Raw genomic sequence first — 17687 nt, 5'->3', positions numbered from 1 at the left:
CATGGCCCTACGACCGACCATTCAAGACGTGCTGGCGGGGCTCAAGGCCGAGGGCCACGTGGATGAGGGGGTGGACGCGCGCGCCCGCACCACCCTGGAGATCCGGCAGAAGACGCTGGGGGCCTCGCCCTGGTTCGTGAAGGCGCTGGCGGGCGGCGGCGCGTGGCTGTCCGCGGCCTTCATGCTCAGCTTCTTCGCCTGCGTGGGCCTGTGGAAGGAGGAGGTGGCGCTCACCGCCATGGGCCTCGTGCTGACGGTGGCGGCGGTGCTCCTGCGCCGGACCAGCCAGGGCCCCTTCCTGGAGCAGCTCGCCCTGGCCCTGTGCATGGCGGGCGTGGGCGCGTTCCTCGTGGGGCTGGCGCAGCTGGACCAGGGCACCCTCACCATCGCGTTCGCGGGGGCGGTGGCGTCCCTCGTGCTGCTCGCCGTGTACCCGGACCTCATCCTCTACTTCCTGGCGACGGTGGGCCTCTGCGTGTCCGTCGGCGTGTTCGCGCTCGATGCCGTGGGAGGCGCGGGCGTGGACGTGTGGATGCTCCTGTGCGCCGCCGCGCTCTCCGGCATCCTGCTCTTCGAGCCGATGCTGCGGCGCGGGCAACCAGGCCCTCGCGTGGGGCCCATCGCCTTCGCGCTCGCGTGCGCCGTGCCCGGGTGGCTGCTGTTCCGCAGCTTCGAGAGCTCGCAGGAGGGCTTCCGCTACGTCTTCCGCTTCGAGAGTCAGTTCGTCCCGAGCGCGTACCTCTCCATCCTGCTGGCGATGCTCCTCGTGTGGACGGGGTGGCGGGTGCTGCGCGAACTGGGGCTGGCGCGGGAGCAGCGCGTCTGGATTCCCGCGGTCTGCGCGCTCATGCTGCTCACGGGGATGACGCTGAACACGCCGGGCGTGCTGGTGGCGGTGCTGATGCTGACGCTCGGCTTCCACCGCCGCAGCCGCGTGATGCTGGGGCTGGCGGTGGCGTTCCTGCTGACGTTCGGCGCGTACTACTACTACGACCTGCGCATCACGCTGCTGGCCAAGGCGCTCGCGCTCACGGGCAGCGGCCTGGTGCTGCTGGGCGTGCGGCAGTTCTTCCTGCGGCGGCAGTCCGCCGTCCTCACGGAGGCCCGATGAAACGCGGCGCCGTCATCTTCGGTGGGCTCGCGCTGGTGTTCGTCGCGCTCGCCTTCCTCGTCGTGCAGAAGGAGACCGTGCTCGCGCGGGGGCAGCCCGTGCTGCTGCGGCTGGCTCCGGTGGATCCACGCTCGCTCATCCAGGGCGACTACATGGTGCTCGACTACGCCATCAACCAGGGCTGGCGCGAGGGCCGCGAGCAGCCCCAGGAGGACGGCAACGTGGTGCTGCGCCTGGACGAGCACGACGTGGGCGAGTTCGTGCGCTACGAGACGCCGGGCACCCCGCTCGCGCCCGGCGAGGTGCGCCTGCGCTTCCGCATCCGCAACTCGCAGATGCGCCTGGGCGCGGAGGCCTTCTTCTTCCAGGAGGGCCACGCGGAGCGCTACGCGAACGCGCGCTTCGGCGAGCTACGGGTGACGGACAACGGCACCAGCGTGCTCGTGGGCCTGCGCGACGAGAACTACCAGCCGCTGGGCAGCGCCATCCGCTAAAAGGCGCGCCCCCCAAGTCAGTCCGCGTCCTCGTTCTCCAGCAGGTCGGAGAACGGGGAGCTCTCCTCGCCCAGCGCCTTGTAGAGGCCGTCCACCTTCTCCAGCTCGCGCTTGAGCGCCTTGTGGTGGTTGCGGTTCTTCACCAGGCTCTCGCGGCCCAGCAGGCGGAAGGCCTCGTCGCGGCCCACCTGGCGGATGGCCAGGCCCAGCACCAGCCCGCGGAAGCCGTCCGCGTAGTCCAGGTCCAGCGGCGTGCCGCGCCGGCGCGCCTCACCGACGAAGGCCTGCGCCGCGGCCCGCAGCGCTTCCGGGAGCGGACGGCCGCCGGGGGACTGTTCGTAGTCCAGCGCCCGCGCCACGTGCTTCTCCAGGAGCACCAGGTCGCCCGTGCTGCCCGCGTGCTCCACCATCGCCAGCGTGTACGCACGTCGCACGATGTTGTCGAGCTGCCGCAGGTTGCCCGGCCACGAGCTGGTGGTCAGCAGCAGCTCCGCCTCCGGCGCCAGCCGCGCCGAGCCCTCCGGCAGCCGCTCGCGGTGACGGCGGTTCACCATGTACCGCGCCCAGAGGGGAATCTCGTCCTGGCGGTCCTGCAGGGGCGGCATGCGCACCGGCAGCACGTTCACGCGGTAGTACAGGTCCTCGCGGAAGCGGCCGGCGCGCACCTGCGCGAGCAGGTCCGCGTTGGTGCCGATGATGAAGCGCACGTCCGCGAGCTTCTCGCCGGTGCCCTCGCCCAGCGGCCGGTAGCTGCGCGACTCCAGCAGGTGCAGCAGGCCCGCCTGCGCCTTCAACGACAGCTTGTCGATTTCGTCGATGAACAGCGTGCCGCCATCCGAGCGGGCCACCACGCCCGGCGCGTCGCGCACCGCGCCGGTGAAGGCGCCCTTCTTCCAGCCGAAGAGCTCCGCCATCTGGAGGTCCTCCGGCACCGTCACCAGGTCCAGTGTCTCGAAGGGCTTGCCCCGGCGGCCGGAGCGCTCATGGCACCAGCGCGCCAGGCGCGACTTGCCCGCGCCCGTGGCCCCGCTCACGAGGATGGTCTCGTCCTGGAGCGCGAAGGTGCGCAGGATGGGCAGGAGCTCCGCCATGGAGCGGCCCACCACGGGGAGGAACTCGTCCACCTGCGGCGTGGCCACCGGCCGCTGCGGCAGCGCGGTGAGGTAGGGCGCGGCGATGTCCGTGAGCAGCTGGAGCAGGTCCCCGGCATCGCGCCAGACGAACTCCTGCCCCATGGCGGCCAGACAGTCCGCCTCCAGCGAAATCATGCCCTCCATGCCCGCGGGCGTGCGCAGGGGCAGCACGCACACGTGCGTCGCGTGGCGGCCCAGGAAGCGCTGCTTGCTCTCGTTGCTGTGGAAGCCCGCGAGTCCCGGGTCGCCCGTCACCGGCGCGTCCGGCGCGTGCGGCTGCACCGTGCCGATGTTCACGTCGATGGACACCGCGCACCGGTGCTCCACCACCGCGCGCCAGGCCGTGGCGGAGGTGAAGAAGGGCGTCCCGACGCCCGCGTCCGTCACCTCGCGCGCGCCCACGTCCAGCGCCGCCAGCCGGCGGTACGCTTCGCCGGGACGCAGGTGGACGATGCCGCGCAGGACCCGGGCCCGGCCCGCATAGCGGCTGGCCGCCACCGCGGCGTCCGCCACGGACAGCATCCGGCGCAACGTCGCCGCCGCCGCGGTCTCGAAGTCCCTGGAATCCCGAAGCGCAGCCATGAGCTGCGCCAACTCGTCTTGCATCCCCTCGCCTCCCGTGCGGAAGCCGCGCCACCGCCGACCGGCGAAGCCGTCCAAAAAGCAGACGCGGACTCTATCGGAGATGGCGGGGAGGTGCGGATTCAGATGGAGAGCGCGGAAGGAGCGGCCCCTCCTTCCGCGCTCCGGGTGCAGCTGGATGCGGTACACGCCGTTGCCGGCGTATGGCCAGACGCTTTGCGGATGTCGTGCCAGCAGGGGGAGTTCAATGATTTCGCGGGGTCACGAGGAATACCCCGGCGAACATGCGTCCCACTGGAACGCAGACGCGTCCGGACAGGACGCAGACCCCCCTGACGTTCGAGCCCCAATGCCTGACGAACCGCGCCTTCCGGACAGGCAGGCAGCCGGGTCATTCCATACCAGTCAGGCCTTGGAGGACGTGTCCGGCTTCAGCACGAAGACGCGATCCAGGCGCGGGCTGCCGCGCCCCACGGGCGAGTCCAGGTCGTAGTCGAAGTCGAACGTGGCGGTGACACGCAGGCCGGACTTGCGGAACAGGCGCTTCACCTGGGCCTCGTCGTACGTGCGGAAGTACCACGTCGTCTCGATGAGCCAGTCCTTGTCGGGCCCGGTGACGCGCAGGCGGTTGCGCATGGGCGAGCGGCGCAGGCGCTGCTCCGGCAGGCCCTCGTGCGTGTTGCACACGACCTTGTCCGCGCCCACCTGCCCCACCCAGCGCTCGTGCTCAGGGCCCGAGCGCGCGTAGTCCGTGAGGTGGAAGCCCAGCACGTAGATGCCGTCCGGCTTGAGCAGGCGACGGGTGCCGGTGAGGTGCTCCACCGCGGCCTTCTCGCTGTCCAGGTAGCGGAAGGTGGAGACCAGCGTGTGGGCCAGGTCCACGCGCCCCTCCAGCGCCGGGTCGAAGAAGTCCTCCATGCGCGCCTGGGACAGCTTCACGCGGCGGCGCTCCGCGGGGGTCAGGCGCTTGCGCGCGTGCGCGAGCATGGCCTCCGACAAGTCATAGCCCGCGACCTTCAGGCCCCGGCGCGCGGCCTCCTCCACCAGCCGGCCCGCGCCGCACGCGGGCTCCAGCCACTGGTTGCCTCCCGTGCCGAAGCGCCGGCTCAGCTCCTGGAGGAAGTCCGCCTCTCGCACGGTGTCCGTGCCGAAGATGGCCTCGTAGTACTCCGGGTGCTCGTACCAGTCCTTGCGTCGTTCCATGGTGCCGTCAGTGCTCCGTGTGTCCCAGGACGCGCGCGAGCACGAACATCACCAGCAACCCGGCTGCCAATGCCACCAGGTTGCGTCCGGGCTTGTCCCGGCCGTGCTTGTTCACGTGCGGGAGCAGGTCCGACACGGCGATGTAGAGGAAGGTGCCTGCGGAGAAGGCCAGGGCCTTGGGCGCCAGCGACTGGAAGCTCAGGACCGCGTCGAAGCCGAAGTAGAGCACCGCGCCCACCGGCACCATCAGGCCGTACAGCGCGGTGTACGCCAGGATGGTGCCGCGCTTCTTTCCCTCCGCCTGGAGGATGGACGCGAGCGACAGCGACGAGGGCACCTTGTGCGCGGTGATGGCCAAAAGCGCCATGGCGCCCACGCCCTCCTTCACCGAGGAGCCCAGCGCGATGCCATCGAAGAGCGTGTGCGTGGACAGGCCCAGGAACGCGCTGAGGCCCAGCGCGTGGCCGTGCACGTGCTCCGCGCAGTCCGGCGGCTCCTCGCAGGCGTGGGCCACGAGGTAGCGCTCCAGCACCAGCACGAAGAGGAAGCCCATGGGCACGAGCGCGAAGGCCCACCAGCCGCCGCCCTCGTACGCCTCCGGGAGCATGTGGAAGAAGGCCGCGCCGAACATCACGCCCGCCGCGAAGGCCAGGAACGTCACGAGCCGAGTGGAGCGGTCATTGAAGATGACCACGCCCGCGCCGGCCAGCGCGCTCACCACGACGATGAAGGAGTACAGGAGGACTTCGGCTACGACCGGCGACATGGGGCGCGCACCCTACTCCCAAAACGACGCCGTCAGTAGCTTCGCACCACCAGCACCTCCACCCGCCCCGGCTTCACCTCCACCAGGTGTGTGGTGGGCCGGCCCGGTGCATCCACCTGGACGGAGTGTTTTCCCGGAGGAAGCCGGAAGCGCGCCACCTGGAACTCCGCCGGCAGTGAAAGCCAGGAGCGCAGGTCCGCCTGGTTGCCCGCGTTGAGCAACAGGAAGGTGAGCACGCCCAGCTCCTTGCTCTTGGTGAGCGCGCCCACGCCCGCGGCCACGCCCGCCTTCGCCACCGCGCCCGCGAGCTGCTTCGCCAGCATGCGGCCGATGCGGTCGTTCAGGTGCACCTGGGCCACGCGCGACAGCGACGTCACCGTCACCGCCTGCTCCGCCTGTCCCTGCACCGACACGCGCACCGGCGGTGTGCCACCGCGGTCCCGGTACACGGGCACCTCAATCAGGTCCCCGGAGTCGCCGTAGTCGCGCGATGCGCGCTCCTTCTGCGGCGCCAGGCCTGCCTCCACCACCACGACGAGCTGCCCTTCACCGGGGCCCACCGCGTCGTGCGCCACGTTCGGGAACTTCTGGGAGAGCATCTCGTAGGCGTCGTCGCGGCCCGTCTTCTTCGCCAGCCGCAAGAGGGGCTCCACCAGCCCGCCCAGCCGGGGCTCCAGCTCGTACGCCTTCATGTAGTCGATGAAGGCCGAGTCCCACTCGCGCTGGTCCTCGTACAGCACGCCGCCCAGGTAGCGCGCGATGGCGAGCTGTTCGTACGGCTTCTTCTCCTCGGTGATCATCTTCTCGATGCGCTCGTTGACGCGGCGGACCTCCACGAGCGCGTCCTCGTCCCGGCCCAGCTCCGCGTAGTTGAGCGCCTGGAGGACGGAGATCATCAGCTTCTCGAAGTCCTCCCCGCGGTAGGCGCGGCGCCGCTCGTTGCTGAGCAGGATGCCGGCCTCTTCACTCACGGAGGTGATGTCCAACTGCGAGCTGAGGTCGTCCGCCTGGGCCAGCACCTTCGTGCTCTCCTCCCACTGCCCGGACGCGTGCAGCACCATGCCCTTGTCCAGGAGCAACAGGAGCTGGTCGCGCTCGGGGGCCTCCTTCTGCTCGCCATCCAGCTCACGCAGGGCGCGCGGATAGTCGGAGGACTGGTACGCGGAGCGCGCGGAGGCCGTGCGCGCCACGTAGTCGCTGGCGCAGCCGGTGCCGAAGCCCAAGGCGCTCAGGGCCAGGACGAACAGCAGGCCCCAACGCGCCGCCGCCGGGGAAGCGGCGGGGACGCGCGGGGCCTGGGATGCGATGTCGAGGAGGTTGGACACGGCGGACGGCTACCAGCTCACGCCCTGCTTCTCGAACTTCTTGCGGATCTGCTTCTCGTCCGTCCACGCAATCGTGCCGGTGCGCACGTCGTTCAGCTTCGCCGTCATCTTGTAATAGACGAGCTTGTCGCGGCCGACCTCCTGGATGATGGACGCGAGGTCGCCCGTCATCAGGAAGTCCACCGACGCCTGCTGGCCCGGGGCCTTGGCGGCGTTCGGGTTCACGTAGCCGGACTGCTGGTACTCGTACTCCTCCGCGATGTCCTGGCGCGCCTGCTGGTCCACCAGCGCGAAGCGGCCCGTCTGCGCGAGCGCCGTTTGAATCTTGTCCCCCAGCGAGCGCATGTCGATGTGCTCACTGGTGCTGTTGCGCAGCTTGCCCACGAGGACGATGGGCAGGGCCGCGCCCTGCGGCGGGGCTTGAGCGAAGCGCGGGGAGTTGGCGAGCGACTCGGCCATCTTCTTCGCGATGAGCTGCAGGTCGTTCTCGTTGAAGCGGTCGCCCAGCATCTCGATGGTGTTGGGGTCCTCGTAGGTGCCGCGCGTGAAGGCGCGGGGGCCTCCACAGCCGGCGAGCGACACGGCGACGAGGGCGGACAGCAACAGGCGGCGGGTGTTCATGGTCGGGTCGACTCCTAGTTCCATTCGCATTCGAAGCGGCTGCCTTCGAAGTTCCACTTGTAGGCAAGCACCGCGTCGCGGCGGTAGCCGGCCGTCAGCCGGCAGAGGCTCTGCAAGGACGCGCGCGGATAGTCGAAGGTGTACGTCTGCGCCTTCGCGCGCTCCTGCGGGGTCAGCTGCGAGGGGTGCGTGAGCGTGGGGCTGGCGCTGGCGGCCACCATCACGCGGTGCGCACCGTACGTCTTGAGCGGCACGTGGCCCGCGAGCTGGATGCGGCGCACCGTGCGCGCCACCATGATGTCGCTGCGGTCCACCATGGTCTCGTGGCTGTTGCGGCGCTGCAGCAGCTCCGGAAGGTTCGCGGAGAACACGCGGGTGATGTCCCCGTCGTCCACGAAGAAGTAGAGGAACGCCTCGCGCGCGGTGCGGCTCTCCCCGGTGAAGTCCAGCGTCACCAGGATGTCCAGCTGCCGGTTGGGCGCCAGGCCATGGCGCGACACCGCCGCCAGCACCGTCTTGTCCACGCCCGCCTTCTTCAGGCGGATGAGGCCGTCCGCGCTCGCGTCGCAGGCGCAGCGGCGCTCTTCAATCATCTTCACCAGCTGCGCGGGCTCGAAGCCGGCCTGCGACAGCTTGGTCAGCTCCTCGTCGGTGAGCGGGAGCTGGTCCGACCGCTCATAGATGCGCGGCAGCGCGTTCGGGTCCCACTGGATGATGTTGTAGGTCTGCACGTCCCCCGACGGGAACGGCAGTGCCACGGACGGCGAGGCGGCGCGAGGCGCCTGGGCCGTGGTCAACGCGACAGCGGCGGCGAGCAGTTGAGCGATCATGGCGTTTCCGTCAGAACCGGTATCCGACGTTCATGAACAACCGGTTCGTGACTCCTCCTCCCCCAATGGGGATGTCCGGCGAGTAGTGCAGACCCATGAGCACGCGGTCGCGGCGGTCCAGGAAGAGCTCCGCGCCCACCTGCGGCGACAGGGCGAAGCGAAGGCCCTCGCCCTCCGGGATGACGATGGCGCCCGCCTTGAGGCCGAGGGTGAAGGCCAACGGCCAACCCCAGGTGCGGAACGTGGGGCCCACGTTGCCGACGAAGCGCCCACCGTCGAAGACGTACGCGCCGCTGACGTCCAGGCGGTACCAGTCATCACCCCAGAGGGACACGGTGGCGCCCACGAACAGCGGCGGGCCTTCCGGCGCGCCCCGGGGGTTCTCCCCGGAGTTGATGGCCGCGCCCCAGTCGAACTGGAGCGACACGCCGCGGCGGTTGTCGCCGTAGCCACCCTTGCCGTACTCCGACTCCTCGGGCCCGTCGGTGCGGCCCCGCTCCTGGGCGCTCGCGGTGAGCGGCGCGGCGACGGCCAGGAGCGCCAGGGCTCCGCACAACGTGACAGGACGCTTCATCTGATGGACTCCCCAGCTTGGGTGCGAGTGCTCTTACGCGCGTCATACGCCGCGTGGGCCGACATATTCATCGCGCGGCGAGCGTCCGTGCAAGCGCCCGTTTTCCCAGGCGCTCTTCTTCAGGATCGGGGCTCGGGAGCGCCCTGGATGGCGTCCTCCTGGTCGTCCCGGGAGGGCGGGGGCTGCGCGGGACGGGACTCGCTGCGAACCATGGGCAGCCAGTGGGGCTTCGAGCGCAGGAAGACGACCAGCCGCTCGCGCACGAGGAAGCGCAGGTCGCCCAGCTTGCTGGAGTTCGCCGCGCTCACCAGGGCGCGCACGGTGAGGGTCTTGTCCATCACGTCGAAGACGACCAGCGTCTTCACCCGCCCATCCCACAGGTCCTTCGCCTCGTTGGCGAGGATGCGGTCCAGCTCCGCGCGCAGCGCGTCGATGTCCGCCATGTAGTCCACCTGGAGGATGACGGTGCCCATGATCTCCGGGGACCCCTTGCTCCAGTTCTGGAACGGCTTGTCCAGGAACTGGTTGATGGGGATGACCATGCGCCGCTGGTCCCAGATGCGCAGCACGACGTACGTGAGGGTGATCTCCTCCACCGTGCCGAACTCGCCCTCCACCAGCACGTTGTCGCCAATGCTGACGGGCTGGGTGATGGACAGCTGGATGCCGGCGAGCAGCGAGGACAGCGATTTCTGCGCGGCGAGACCGATGGCGAGGCCGGCGATACCGGCGGAGGCGAGCAGCGACACGCCCACGTTGCGCACCACCTCGAACTGCATGAGCAGCAGCGCGGCGGCGATGACGTAGGTGGCGACCTCGAAGACAGCGCGCAGCACGGCCAGCTGCGTGCGCAGCGAGCGCGCGCGGCGGTGGGGGCTGGACTCGGAGGTGACGCGGCTCTGGACGTAGGCCTCCGACACGCGGAGGAAGCGCAGGATGAACCACGCCACCGCGACGATGGTGAGTGAGTAGCTCACCCGGTCGCTCAGCAGCTTCAGCTTGGGAGGCAGGAGCAGGAACGAGGTGCCCAGCGCCAGCAGGATGGCGAAGAAGGGCAGCCGCAAAGGTCCCCGGCCCGCGTTGACGATCTGGTCGTCCCAGGAGATGCGCGTCCAGCGCGCCACCCGCAGCGCCGCGGCCAGCAGGAGCTTCTCCAGGAGATAGGAGAGGACCCACGCGCTCAGGAGCGTCACCACGAGTCCCAGCCACTGCCACGGCTCCAGCCCCAACACCGTGCGGTCGAAGAAGACGGCCGGGAGCGTTTCGGTGAGCAGCGGGCCGTACTCCTCGAAGAGCGGGTCCACCATCTTCACGGTGGGCTCCGACACCACCCAGGTGGGCGTGCCCTCCACGGCGATGCGCTGCAGCCGGATGGGCACGCTTTCGCCCTTGAGCGGGATGGCCCCCAGCGACACGAAGCGCGAAGTGGGGGACTCGCCCTCCGGCGTCTTCGGCAGGACGGACGTGTCCACCGACAGCTCGCGGTCCAGGACGAACTTCAGCTTCCGCGCGAGCTGGGCGCCCTGCGCGGGCTGCTCGGCCGCCGGAAGGTGGTCCAGGTATAGGTAGTGGGCGGCGCGGGGGTAGTCCCCACGATGCACCGCGTCCAGGAAGCCCTGGGCCGTGGCGCGCGGCGACGTGCGGTCCAGGTCCTGTGGGACCTGCCCCAGGCCGTTGTTGAGGGCCAGCACTGGGAGGCCACCGAGGACGCACCCCAGGAGAAGGAGGACCACCAGGACCCGGGAGGCATGGCGCTTCATGGGCGCCTCCATACTCCGTGTGCGGTCGGTTGTCCGGGAAAGACGGTGGGTGTTTCCGAGCCCGCCCGGCCGCTGGGAAGCCCGGGGCCGGGGACAGAAAACCCATGCTGGAACGCGACACGGGAAAGCATTGGTGCGCCGCTGGGTGGTGGGCTAGAACCGACCCCCAAGGAAGGTCGCCGTGTCCGAAGAGAAGCGAAGAATCCTCCTCATTGACGACAGCGAGATCACCCTCGCCATGGAGAAGGCCGTCCTGGAGGCGCGGGGCTATGAGGTCGTGGCCACCTCCACGCTCATGGAGTTTGAGAAAACGCTTCAGAGCTGGCGGCCGGACCTCATCCTCACGGACATCCACATGCCCGAGGCGAAGGGCACGGACATCTGCCGCACGCTGAAGAACGAGTACAACACGCAGGACATCCCCATCGTGTTGTTCTCCAGCCTGCCGGACGACGAGCTGTCGAAGCTGGCCGAGCAGGTGGGCGCGGACGGCTCGCTCTCCAAGGTGAACGGCCTGGAGGCGATGGGCGAGAAGATCGACGAACTGGTGCAGAGCATCCTCTGGTGATGACGATGCGCGCGGCCGTCCTCGCGGTGCTCGTGAGCGCGCTCCTCACCGGTTGCAGACGCCAGGAGCCGCGCGCCCCGGAGAGCGGCGCGGGCAGCGCTCCCGGGCAGCAGCAGGCTGTCTCCCCCACTCCCGCCGCGCCTCCGGGCGCCGTGCTGTTCATCTCCGCGGACACGCGGGGATACCTGGGCCCGTGCGGCTGCAGCGAGAACATGCGCGGCGGCATCGGCCGGGCGGCGTTCCAGGTGCAGCAGGCGCGCCAGGGCGGCCAGCCGGTGCTGTACATCGACGGCGGCAACAGCCTCTTCGGGGAGACGCACCTCAAGGCGGAGCAGGTGCCGCAGGAGGAGCTCAAGGCGAAGGCGCTCGCGGACGCGTTCCGCACCATGGGCATCGCCGCGCGCGCCACGGGCGAGCTGGACGACACGCGCGGCGCGGCCTTCCGCCAGGGCCTGGGCCTGCCGGAGCTACCGGCGGGCGGCGTGAAGGTGCTGGACGCGGGGACGCGCAAGGTGGGCGTGGTGGCGGCGGCGTCCGGCGAGGCGCTGGTGAAGGCGAGCCAGCAGGCGCGCGAGCAGGGCGCGGACTTCGTGGTGGGCCTGTTGGACCAGCCGCTGGAGGCCGCGCAGGCCGCCGCCGCGTTGCCGGGCCTCGCCGCGAACCTGGTGGTGGCCACGCACAGCGCCGGTGAGTTCTCCGCGGAGGAGAACCGACTGGTGCGCTCCGACGTGCCGGTGGTGGCGCTGCAGAGCAAGGGACGCTCGCTGTTGCGCGTGGACCTGACGTACGCGCCGGCGAAGGGGCCCTTCATCCCGCAGCGTTCGCAGGGGGACGTGGAGCGGGAAGTGACAGCGCTGGAGCAGCGCATCGCGCTCCTGGACAAGGAGATCGCCCGGCCCGGCATCGACCCGAACCTGAAGACGCTGAAGCAGGGCAAGCGCGACGAGCTCTCCGCGCGCAAGCAGGGCATGCTCACCGCGCCGCCCGCGCCCACCGACGGCGTCAACGGCTTCGCGCTGCGCTTCCTGCCGCTGGAGTCGAACCTGCCCACCGCGCCGGACGCGCAGGCGCTGGTGAAGGCGTACGACGCGAACGTGGGCCAGCTGAACCTCGCGTGGGCGAAGGAACACGGCCAGGACTGCCCGGCGCCTCCGAAGGGCCAGGCGGGCTTCGTCGGCAGCGCGGTGTGCGCGGACTGCCACCCGGACGCGACCGGCGTGTGGGAACGCACGAAGCACCACCACGCATGGGAGACGCTGGAGGAGGTGGGCAAGCAGCACCACCTCAACTGCGTGGGCTGTCACATCACCGCCTGGCAGAAGCCCGGCGGCGTGTGCCGGCTGGACAAGGTGGCGGGCCGCGAGGACGTGGGCTGTGAGAGCTGCCACGGTCCAGGCTCCAAGCACGTCGACGCGCCGATCCCGGCCACCATCGTGGGCAAGCCGGGACAGGCCGTGTGCGTCACCTGCCACAACACGGAGAACTCGCCGCACTTCGACTTCGCCACCTACCTGCCTCGCATCCTCGGTCCCGGCCATGGCGGAACGGGGAAGAGCGGGCAGGCAGGAGAGCCCCCGGCTAAATAGGGTCGCTCGCTCCTACGGTGGGTCCTTCCCGGGGGCATACCGAGCGACTTGTTGTTTGACTGTCAAGAAAGCTGGCGAATACTGCGAGCTTCGCCTGCTTCTGGGCGACCTCGCCTGGCGTTCCCATGCCGCTTTCTCTGCTCCTGCTTGCCCTGGCCTCGGTTCCCTCCTCGCAGGGCGTGGCGCCGTCACTGGTGCCGCCTCCCGGCGTGCGTGCGGTGCCCTCCTCGCAGGCCCCCTCGCTGACGGCGGATGGCAGCCTGGCCACGCCCCCCGCTCCCCTGGAGGAAGGCGAGGAGACGGAGGAGGTGGAGAACGAGTCCGCCGAGTTGGAGGAGCTGCGTGCGCTGGAGGGCGCGACGCTGGACCCGGAGGCGAAGCCGAACGCGGAGATGATGCAGTCGCTGCGGCGACTGGGCCTGACGAACCCGTTGCGGCTGCGAATGTTGGACGCGCTGGAGGAGCCCACCTTCCGCGAGGACGACACCGCCCCGCCGCTGGCGCGCATCACCGACCTGGCGAGCTTCGATATTTCGCAGGTGAAGGACCGCTACGACATCCCCGTGGACATGCAGCCGCGGGTGGCCGAGTACATCCAGTTCTTCCAGGGCCCCGGCCGCAAGTGGTTCCGCAAGTGGATGGCGCGCTCCACGCGCTACCTGCCGGTGATGCAGCCCATCCTGGAGGCGAAGGGCCTGCCCCGGGACACGGTGTACCTGGCGATGATTGAGAGCGGCTTCTCCGCGAACGCGTACTCGTGGGCGCACGCGGCCGGGCCGTGGCAGTTCATCTCCAGCACGGGCAAGCAGTACGGCCTCAAGCAGGACTTCTGGGTGGACGAGCGGCGCGACCCCATCAAGGCCACGCACGCGGCGGCGTCATACCTGAAGGACCTCTACGGCGAGCTGGGCCACTGGTACCTGGCGTGGGCGGGCTACAACACGGGCTCGTACCGGGTGCGCAAGATGGTGGCGCGCTACGGGACGAACGACTTCTGGGTGCTGGCGGAGGAGCCCGGGCTGGCGAAGGAGACGAAGCACTACGTGCCCAAGCTCATCGCCGCGGCGCTGGTGGCGAAGAACCCCACCGCGTTCGGCTTCTCCGAGGAGGAGTTCCAGTACGAGTCCACGCTGGAGTACGACGAGGTGAAGCTCACGGACGCGACCGACCTGGACGTGGTGGCGCGCGCGGCCGGGGTGAGCGTGACGGACGTGCAGGAGCTGAACCCGGAGCTCAAGCGCTGGTGCACGCCTCCGGCGACGGCCGCGAAGCCCTACACCCTGAAGCTGCCTCGCGGCACCACGACGCTCTTCGCGCAGAACCTGGCGAAACTGTCACCGGCGGACCGGCTGACGTTCCGGGTGCACACGGTGAAGAAGGGCGACACGCTGTCGCAGATTGCCCAGAAGTACGGCACGGCGGCGGAGGCCATCCTCCAGATGAACCGGCTGAAGAGCGCGCGGGTGTTGAAGGTGCGCGCGGAGCTGGTGATTCCGGTGCCGGCGAACGGCCGGGGTGGCAGCGGTGACGCGGGGGTTGGCGGCGCGCTGGCGGCGAAGGTGGCGCAGGCGCGGCGCAGCGGCGTGGTGGCGACGCGGCCGGAGGACGAGGTTCCGGCGGGCACGCCCCGGGGCCCCGTGGCGGCCGGTCCGGTGAAGACGGAGAAGGTGGATGGCAAGACGCGCATCACCTACGGCGTGCAGGAAGGCGACAGCCTGTGGCTCATCGCCAACCGCTTCCAGGTGTCGGTGGACGACCTGAAGAAGTGGAACAACCTGCCCAAGCGCAACCGCACGCTGTCGCTGGGCACGCTGCTCGCGGTGTGGCCGACGGAGTCCAAGGGCGCGGCGCCGGCGAAGGTGGAGGAGCGCGGCGGCACCATCGTGGTGGCCAACGCCGTGGCGGGACAGGCGCCCGTGGGCCCCAAGGGCAAGGTGCACACGCTGGCCGAGGGCGAGACGCTCTGGTCGGTGTCGCAGCGCTACAACGTGTCCGTCCAGGACATCATGAAGTGGAACCACATCAAGGACCACCGCACGGTGCCCACCGGCAAGCTGCTGTCGCTGAGCGCGCCGTAGTGTGGCACCCGGGCATGGCGCGACGGCCGGGACCTTGCAGTCCCCGGCGCCATGCTCGCATCCGCACTGCTTCGAGAGTCACCGCTTCTTCCCTCTGAAACGCCCGACACGCGTGAGTCCTCGCCTGTCTTGTCCGTCCTGCCCCGTGGAGTCGAACGTCCGGGGGACAGGACGGTCTCTGGTGGCAATTCGCTGACGCGCTTCAGCGGGCCCGTTCCGGCCGCGGGCTCTGTATCGCGGGGGCTTTCCGTCGCCCCGCTGTCCGACGGGGTGTCCGTGCAGGAGGAGCGCGCTCGCGACATCGCGACAAGCACGGCGGCGACCGTCGTCACGCAGGAGGAGGCGCGGCGTGCCTCGCGGGTGACGGCGCTGGCCGCGCCGGCGGCGCAGGTGGATGCGGCGCGTGCCTCACGGGTGACGGCGCTGGTTGCACCGGCAACGCAGGTGGATGCGGCGCGTGCGGTGACGGTTGGTACCGCGACCGAGACGGTGCCCGGGATCGCTCTCTCGCGCGCGGCGGTTCCGGTGGCAGGCGGCCTGGAGCATCCCCGCTTCGCAGGGTCGCCTCAGCTCGCGGACGTAGCGTCCGGCGCGACGGTGCTGGGCACAGGCTCGAAAGGAGACGGACTTCGCTCGGTGCAGGGCGCGCTCATGGACATGGGGTTCGCGCTGTACGGCGGCGCGGACGGACGCTACGGCCCGGACACGGCCCGCGCGCTCCGCAACTTCCAGGTGCATGCGGGCCTGCGCTCCAGTGGGCTGCTCGACGCCGCCACGCTGAAGGCCCTGGAGGTGCTCGCTCCGGCTCCGGGCTCACGGGGACAGTCGCGCGCCCTGCCCTCTCCGTTCTACGCGGGCCAGCCCGTGCGCGTGGTCATCGCGCTGCGCGAGCACCGCACCTTCCTCTTCGACCCGACGGGGCAACTCGTGGACATCTTTCCCAACGCGGTGGGCACCGCCGCCACGCCCACGCATCCGGGCCTCAAGGTCGTCCGCGCGAAGTTGGATCAGGTGGCAACCGAGGACGCGGGCGCTCGGCTGTGGAACGACCGGCACGTGTTCGGCTCGCGGCTGTTGGACCTGTCCTGGGCGGATGGACAGCGCAGCGGAGAGGAGCTGCACGGCACCAGCGCCCCTGCCCTGCTCGGCGGCGACGTGTCCCACGGCTGCATCCGTCACGCGAACGAGGACATCCTCGTGCTGCATGACGCGCTCGCCGTGGGCGACCGCATCGCGGTGGTGGAGACGCTCCAGGACCCGCACCTGGGCGTCCCCGTCACCGTTGGCTAGCGCTCTACTGTTCTTCGAGGAGCATCTTCAGCTCCCGCACGCGCTTGCTGATGTAGTCGCGGTCCAGCTTGCGGAAGTTCTCCGGCAGCAGCGCCCGGCTGGTGCACTCCTGCACCGCCACCAGATTCTGCATCTCAATCTCCAGCGGGTAGCTGGGCGGCACGAAGTCCGCCAGCACCGCGGCCAGGTCGTCCTTCGTCACCTGGTCACGTCCCTCCGCCAGCGCGCGGAACTTCGAGCGCACCATCACCGCCTCGATGTCCGCGCCGCTGAAGGCGCGCACGCCGCCGGGAATCAGCGCGGCGAAGGACTCCACGCCCTCCACGGACACGCCGGTCTTCTTGCTCATCGCCTGGAACAGCTCGTTCCGCTCTTCATCCGTCTGCGGATAGAAGAGCGCGAGGTGCTCCTCCGCGCGGCCCTGGCGCTTCAGGTCGATGGGCAGCAGGTCCGGGCGCGCCGTCAGCAGGAACCAGACAATCTTGCCGCGGTACTGCGTGTTGCCCATGAAGGACGCGATGGAGCCGAAGATGCGGCTGCTCGTCCCGGAGTCCCCGCCGGAGTCGCGGTTGCCGAGGAAGGTGTCCGCCTCGTCCACCATCACCGCCACCGGCCACAGGGCCTTCAGCAGGTTGAAGATCTTCTCCAGGTTCGATTCCGTCACGCCCTGCCACTGGCTGCGGAAGTTCAGGAACTTCACCACCGGGATGCCAATCTCCCCGGCGAAGCAGCTCACCATGAACGTCTTGCCCGTGCCCACCGGTCCGCTCACCAGGTAGCCCATGGGCATGACCTCGATGCGGCCCTTCTTCAGCGCGGACGCCGCCTGCCGCAGCATCTGCTTGGCGGGCGCGTGCCCCGCCACCGCGTCCAGCGTGTGCGCGGGCTCGATGAACTCCAGCAGGCCGTGGCACTCCGCCTGGATGAGCTCCTTCTTCTTCTCCTTGAGCATCTCCGGAGTGATGCGCACCTCCCGCTCCAGCGCCTCCGTGAGCACGCGGTCCAGGTTGATGCGAGACAGGCCGGCCGTCATCTTCGCCAGGCCCGCGACCGGCACCTCCGACACCGACTGGAGCTTCTTGCCCTCCAGCTTGGAGCGCACGTACTCCAGGCGCTCCTCCTCCGTGGGCAGCGGCAGCTCGATGGGCGCGACGTACGGGTTGCGGCTGATGCGCGGCGACACGTCCGACAGGTTCTCCGCCAGCAGCACCACCGACACGTCGCCCGCCAGGAACTGCGGGTCGTGCGCCCACTTGTCCAGCGTGGCCACCACGAAGCGGTCCTCCGCGGACAGGTGGCTCATCTCCCCGCCCGGGACCAGCGTCTCCGCGTAGTCGATGATGAGCGCCAGCGAGCGGCCCTCGCTCAGGCGCATGCGCAGGAAGTTCTCCAGAATCTGGAGCGCCCGGCCCGGGTCGCGCGGCATGACCTTGGCGTAGTCCGTGCCGTACATGGCGTCGTAGCCGGTCATCGCCCGCGCCAGGTCCTTCTGCGTCTCCGGCGTCGCGGAGCGGATGCCAGACGAGCGGTCGTAGAAGAGGACGTGGTCGCGCCCGCCGAACAGCTCCTCGGACAGGAACGTCTTCAGCGTCCCGAAGCCGCGCCCGCCGTCTTCCAGCTGCAGGGGCTGCAGGTCCCTCACGGCCCCGTACAGCAGGAAGGTGCTGACCGTCTTCGTATAGTACTTGCGCGCCAGCTGCTGCGCCCACCGGGGCAGATCCGCCAGCGGATCCGCCTTGTTCACCTTACGCACCTTCGTCACGGAA

The 17687-nt window shown here is 69.9% G+C and carries 15 protein-coding genes; 6 read left to right on the top strand and 9 right to left on the bottom strand.

Going from position 1 to position 17687, the window contains the following annotated elements:
- Position 1: 1 nt before the first annotated feature.
- The gene (locus D7X30_RS31930; protein WP_120566755.1) at positions 2-1111 is read left to right on the top strand and encodes a DUF4401 domain-containing protein; all 1110 of its coding nucleotides are present in this window, start codon (positions 2-4) and stop codon (positions 1109-1111) included.
- On the top strand, positions 1108-1605 hold the full coding sequence (locus D7X30_RS31925; protein ID WP_120566754.1) for a GDYXXLXY domain-containing protein: 498 nt from the start codon (positions 1108-1110) through the stop codon (positions 1603-1605). Before D7X30_RS31930 ends, D7X30_RS31925 begins: the two co-directional genes overlap by 4 nt.
- Before the next feature lie 17 nt (positions 1606-1622).
- Here the strand turns inward: D7X30_RS31925 and D7X30_RS31920 are convergent, their stop codons facing one another.
- The 8 genes from D7X30_RS31920 to D7X30_RS31885 all read right to left on the bottom strand — a co-directional run bounded on the left by D7X30_RS31920 (position 1623) and on the right by D7X30_RS31885 (position 10399).
- Complete coding sequence (locus D7X30_RS31920) at positions 1623-3344, bottom strand: sigma-54 dependent transcriptional regulator (RefSeq protein WP_120566753.1); 1722 nt, start codon at positions 3342-3344, stop codon at positions 1623-1625.
- Between the two features lie 381 nt (positions 3345-3725).
- Positions 3726-4523, bottom strand: coding sequence for a bifunctional 2-polyprenyl-6-hydroxyphenol methylase/3-demethylubiquinol 3-O-methyltransferase UbiG (locus D7X30_RS31915; protein WP_120566752.1), 798 nt, complete (start codon positions 4521-4523; stop codon positions 3726-3728).
- A gap of 7 nt (positions 4524-4530) precedes the next feature.
- Entirely contained in the window at positions 4531-5289 is a 759-nt protein-coding gene (locus tag D7X30_RS31910; protein ID WP_120566751.1) for a ZIP family metal transporter, read from the bottom strand.
- Between the two features lie 32 nt (positions 5290-5321).
- The gene (locus tag D7X30_RS31905; RefSeq protein ID WP_199724607.1) at positions 5322-6614 is read right to left on the bottom strand and encodes a COG3014 family protein; all 1293 of its coding nucleotides are present in this window, start codon (positions 6612-6614) and stop codon (positions 5322-5324) included.
- A 9-nt stretch (positions 6615-6623) separates the two neighbouring features.
- The gene (lpoB, locus tag D7X30_RS31900) at positions 6624-7235 is read right to left on the bottom strand and encodes a penicillin-binding protein activator LpoB (RefSeq protein WP_120566750.1); all 612 of its coding nucleotides are present in this window, start codon (positions 7233-7235) and stop codon (positions 6624-6626) included.
- Positions 7236-7249: 14 nt separating this feature from the next.
- Positions 7250-8065, bottom strand: coding sequence for a hypothetical protein (locus tag D7X30_RS31895; protein WP_120566749.1), 816 nt, complete (start codon positions 8063-8065; stop codon positions 7250-7252).
- A gap of 10 nt (positions 8066-8075) precedes the next feature.
- Entirely contained in the window at positions 8076-8639 is a 564-nt protein-coding gene (locus D7X30_RS31890; protein ID WP_014398955.1) for a hypothetical protein, read from the bottom strand.
- Between the two features lie 119 nt (positions 8640-8758).
- Positions 8759-10399 carry a mechanosensitive ion channel family protein gene (locus tag D7X30_RS31885; RefSeq protein WP_120566748.1) on the bottom strand — a complete coding sequence of 547 codons (1641 nt, stop codon included), beginning with the start codon at positions 10397-10399 and terminating at the stop codon, positions 8759-8761.
- A 181-nt stretch (positions 10400-10580) separates the two neighbouring features.
- On the opposite strand from D7X30_RS31885, the gene D7X30_RS31880 reads away from it, so the two are divergent.
- The 4 genes from D7X30_RS31880 to D7X30_RS31865 all read left to right on the top strand — a co-directional run bounded on the left by D7X30_RS31880 (position 10581) and on the right by D7X30_RS31865 (position 15921).
- Positions 10581-10967, top strand: a complete 387-nt coding sequence (locus D7X30_RS31880) for a PleD family two-component system response regulator (protein ID WP_014398957.1) — start codon at positions 10581-10583, stop codon at positions 10965-10967.
- Positions 10967-12553, top strand: a complete 1587-nt coding sequence (locus D7X30_RS31875; RefSeq protein ID WP_370051848.1) for a multiheme c-type cytochrome — start codon at positions 10967-10969, stop codon at positions 12551-12553. Before D7X30_RS31880 ends, D7X30_RS31875 begins: the two co-directional genes overlap by 1 nt.
- A gap of 125 nt (positions 12554-12678) precedes the next feature.
- Positions 12679-14631 carry a LysM peptidoglycan-binding domain-containing protein gene (locus D7X30_RS31870; RefSeq protein WP_120566747.1) on the top strand — a complete coding sequence of 651 codons (1953 nt, stop codon included), beginning with the start codon at positions 12679-12681 and terminating at the stop codon, positions 14629-14631.
- A gap of 276 nt (positions 14632-14907) precedes the next feature.
- The gene (locus D7X30_RS31865) at positions 14908-15921 is read left to right on the top strand and encodes a L,D-transpeptidase family protein (RefSeq protein ID WP_233591904.1); all 1014 of its coding nucleotides are present in this window, start codon (positions 14908-14910) and stop codon (positions 15919-15921) included.
- 4 nt (positions 15922-15925) lie between these two features.
- On the opposite strand, the gene D7X30_RS31860 is transcribed toward D7X30_RS31865, so the two are convergent.
- A complete protein-coding gene (locus tag D7X30_RS31860; RefSeq protein WP_120566854.1) occupies positions 15926-17683 on the bottom strand; it encodes an ATP-binding protein in 1758 nt (585 codons plus the stop codon).
- Positions 17684-17687 lie beyond the last annotated feature (4 nt).

The sequence above is a fragment of the Corallococcus sp. AB011P genome (assembly GCF_003611605.1).
GTDB classification, from domain to species: domain Bacteria; phylum Myxococcota; class Myxococcia; order Myxococcales; family Myxococcaceae; genus Corallococcus; species Corallococcus coralloides.
Note: the sequence above shows the minus strand (reverse complement) of the source record. Positions and strands in the feature narration are given on the sequence as shown.

Excerpts from the sequence above, each read along its gene's own strand:
- D7X30_RS31910 (WP_120566751.1), bottom strand. The coding sequence starts at position 5,289 with ATGTCGCCGGTCGTAGCCGAAGTCCTCCTGTACTCCTTCATCGTCGTG.
- D7X30_RS31895 (WP_120566749.1), bottom strand. The coding sequence starts at position 8,065 with ATGATCGCTCAACTGCTCGCCGCCGCTGTCGCGTTGACCACGGCCCAG.
- D7X30_RS31925 (WP_120566754.1), top strand. The coding sequence starts at position 1,108 with ATGAAACGCGGCGCCGTCATCTTCGGTGGGCTCGCGCTGGTGTTCGTC.
- lpoB (WP_120566750.1), bottom strand. The coding sequence starts at position 7,235 with ATGAACACCCGCCGCCTGTTGCTGTCCGCCCTCGTCGCCGTGTCGCTC.
- D7X30_RS31920 (WP_120566753.1), bottom strand. The coding sequence starts at position 3,344 with ATGCAAGACGAGTTGGCGCAGCTCATGGCTGCGCTTCGGGATTCCAGG.
- D7X30_RS31885 (WP_120566748.1), bottom strand. The coding sequence starts at position 10,399 with ATGAAGCGCCATGCCTCCCGGGTCCTGGTGGTCCTCCTTCTCCTGGGG.
- D7X30_RS31930 (WP_120566755.1), top strand. The coding sequence starts at position 2 with ATGGCCCTACGACCGACCATTCAAGACGTGCTGGCGGGGCTCAAGGCC.
- D7X30_RS31890 (WP_014398955.1), bottom strand. The coding sequence starts at position 8,639 with ATGAAGCGTCCTGTCACGTTGTGCGGAGCCCTGGCGCTCCTGGCCGTC.
- D7X30_RS31915 (WP_120566752.1), bottom strand. The coding sequence starts at position 4,523 with ATGGAACGACGCAAGGACTGGTACGAGCACCCGGAGTACTACGAGGCC.
- D7X30_RS31875 (WP_370051848.1), top strand. The coding sequence starts at position 10,967 with ATGACGATGCGCGCGGCCGTCCTCGCGGTGCTCGTGAGCGCGCTCCTC.
- D7X30_RS31870 (WP_120566747.1), top strand. The coding sequence starts at position 12,679 with ATGCCGCTTTCTCTGCTCCTGCTTGCCCTGGCCTCGGTTCCCTCCTCG.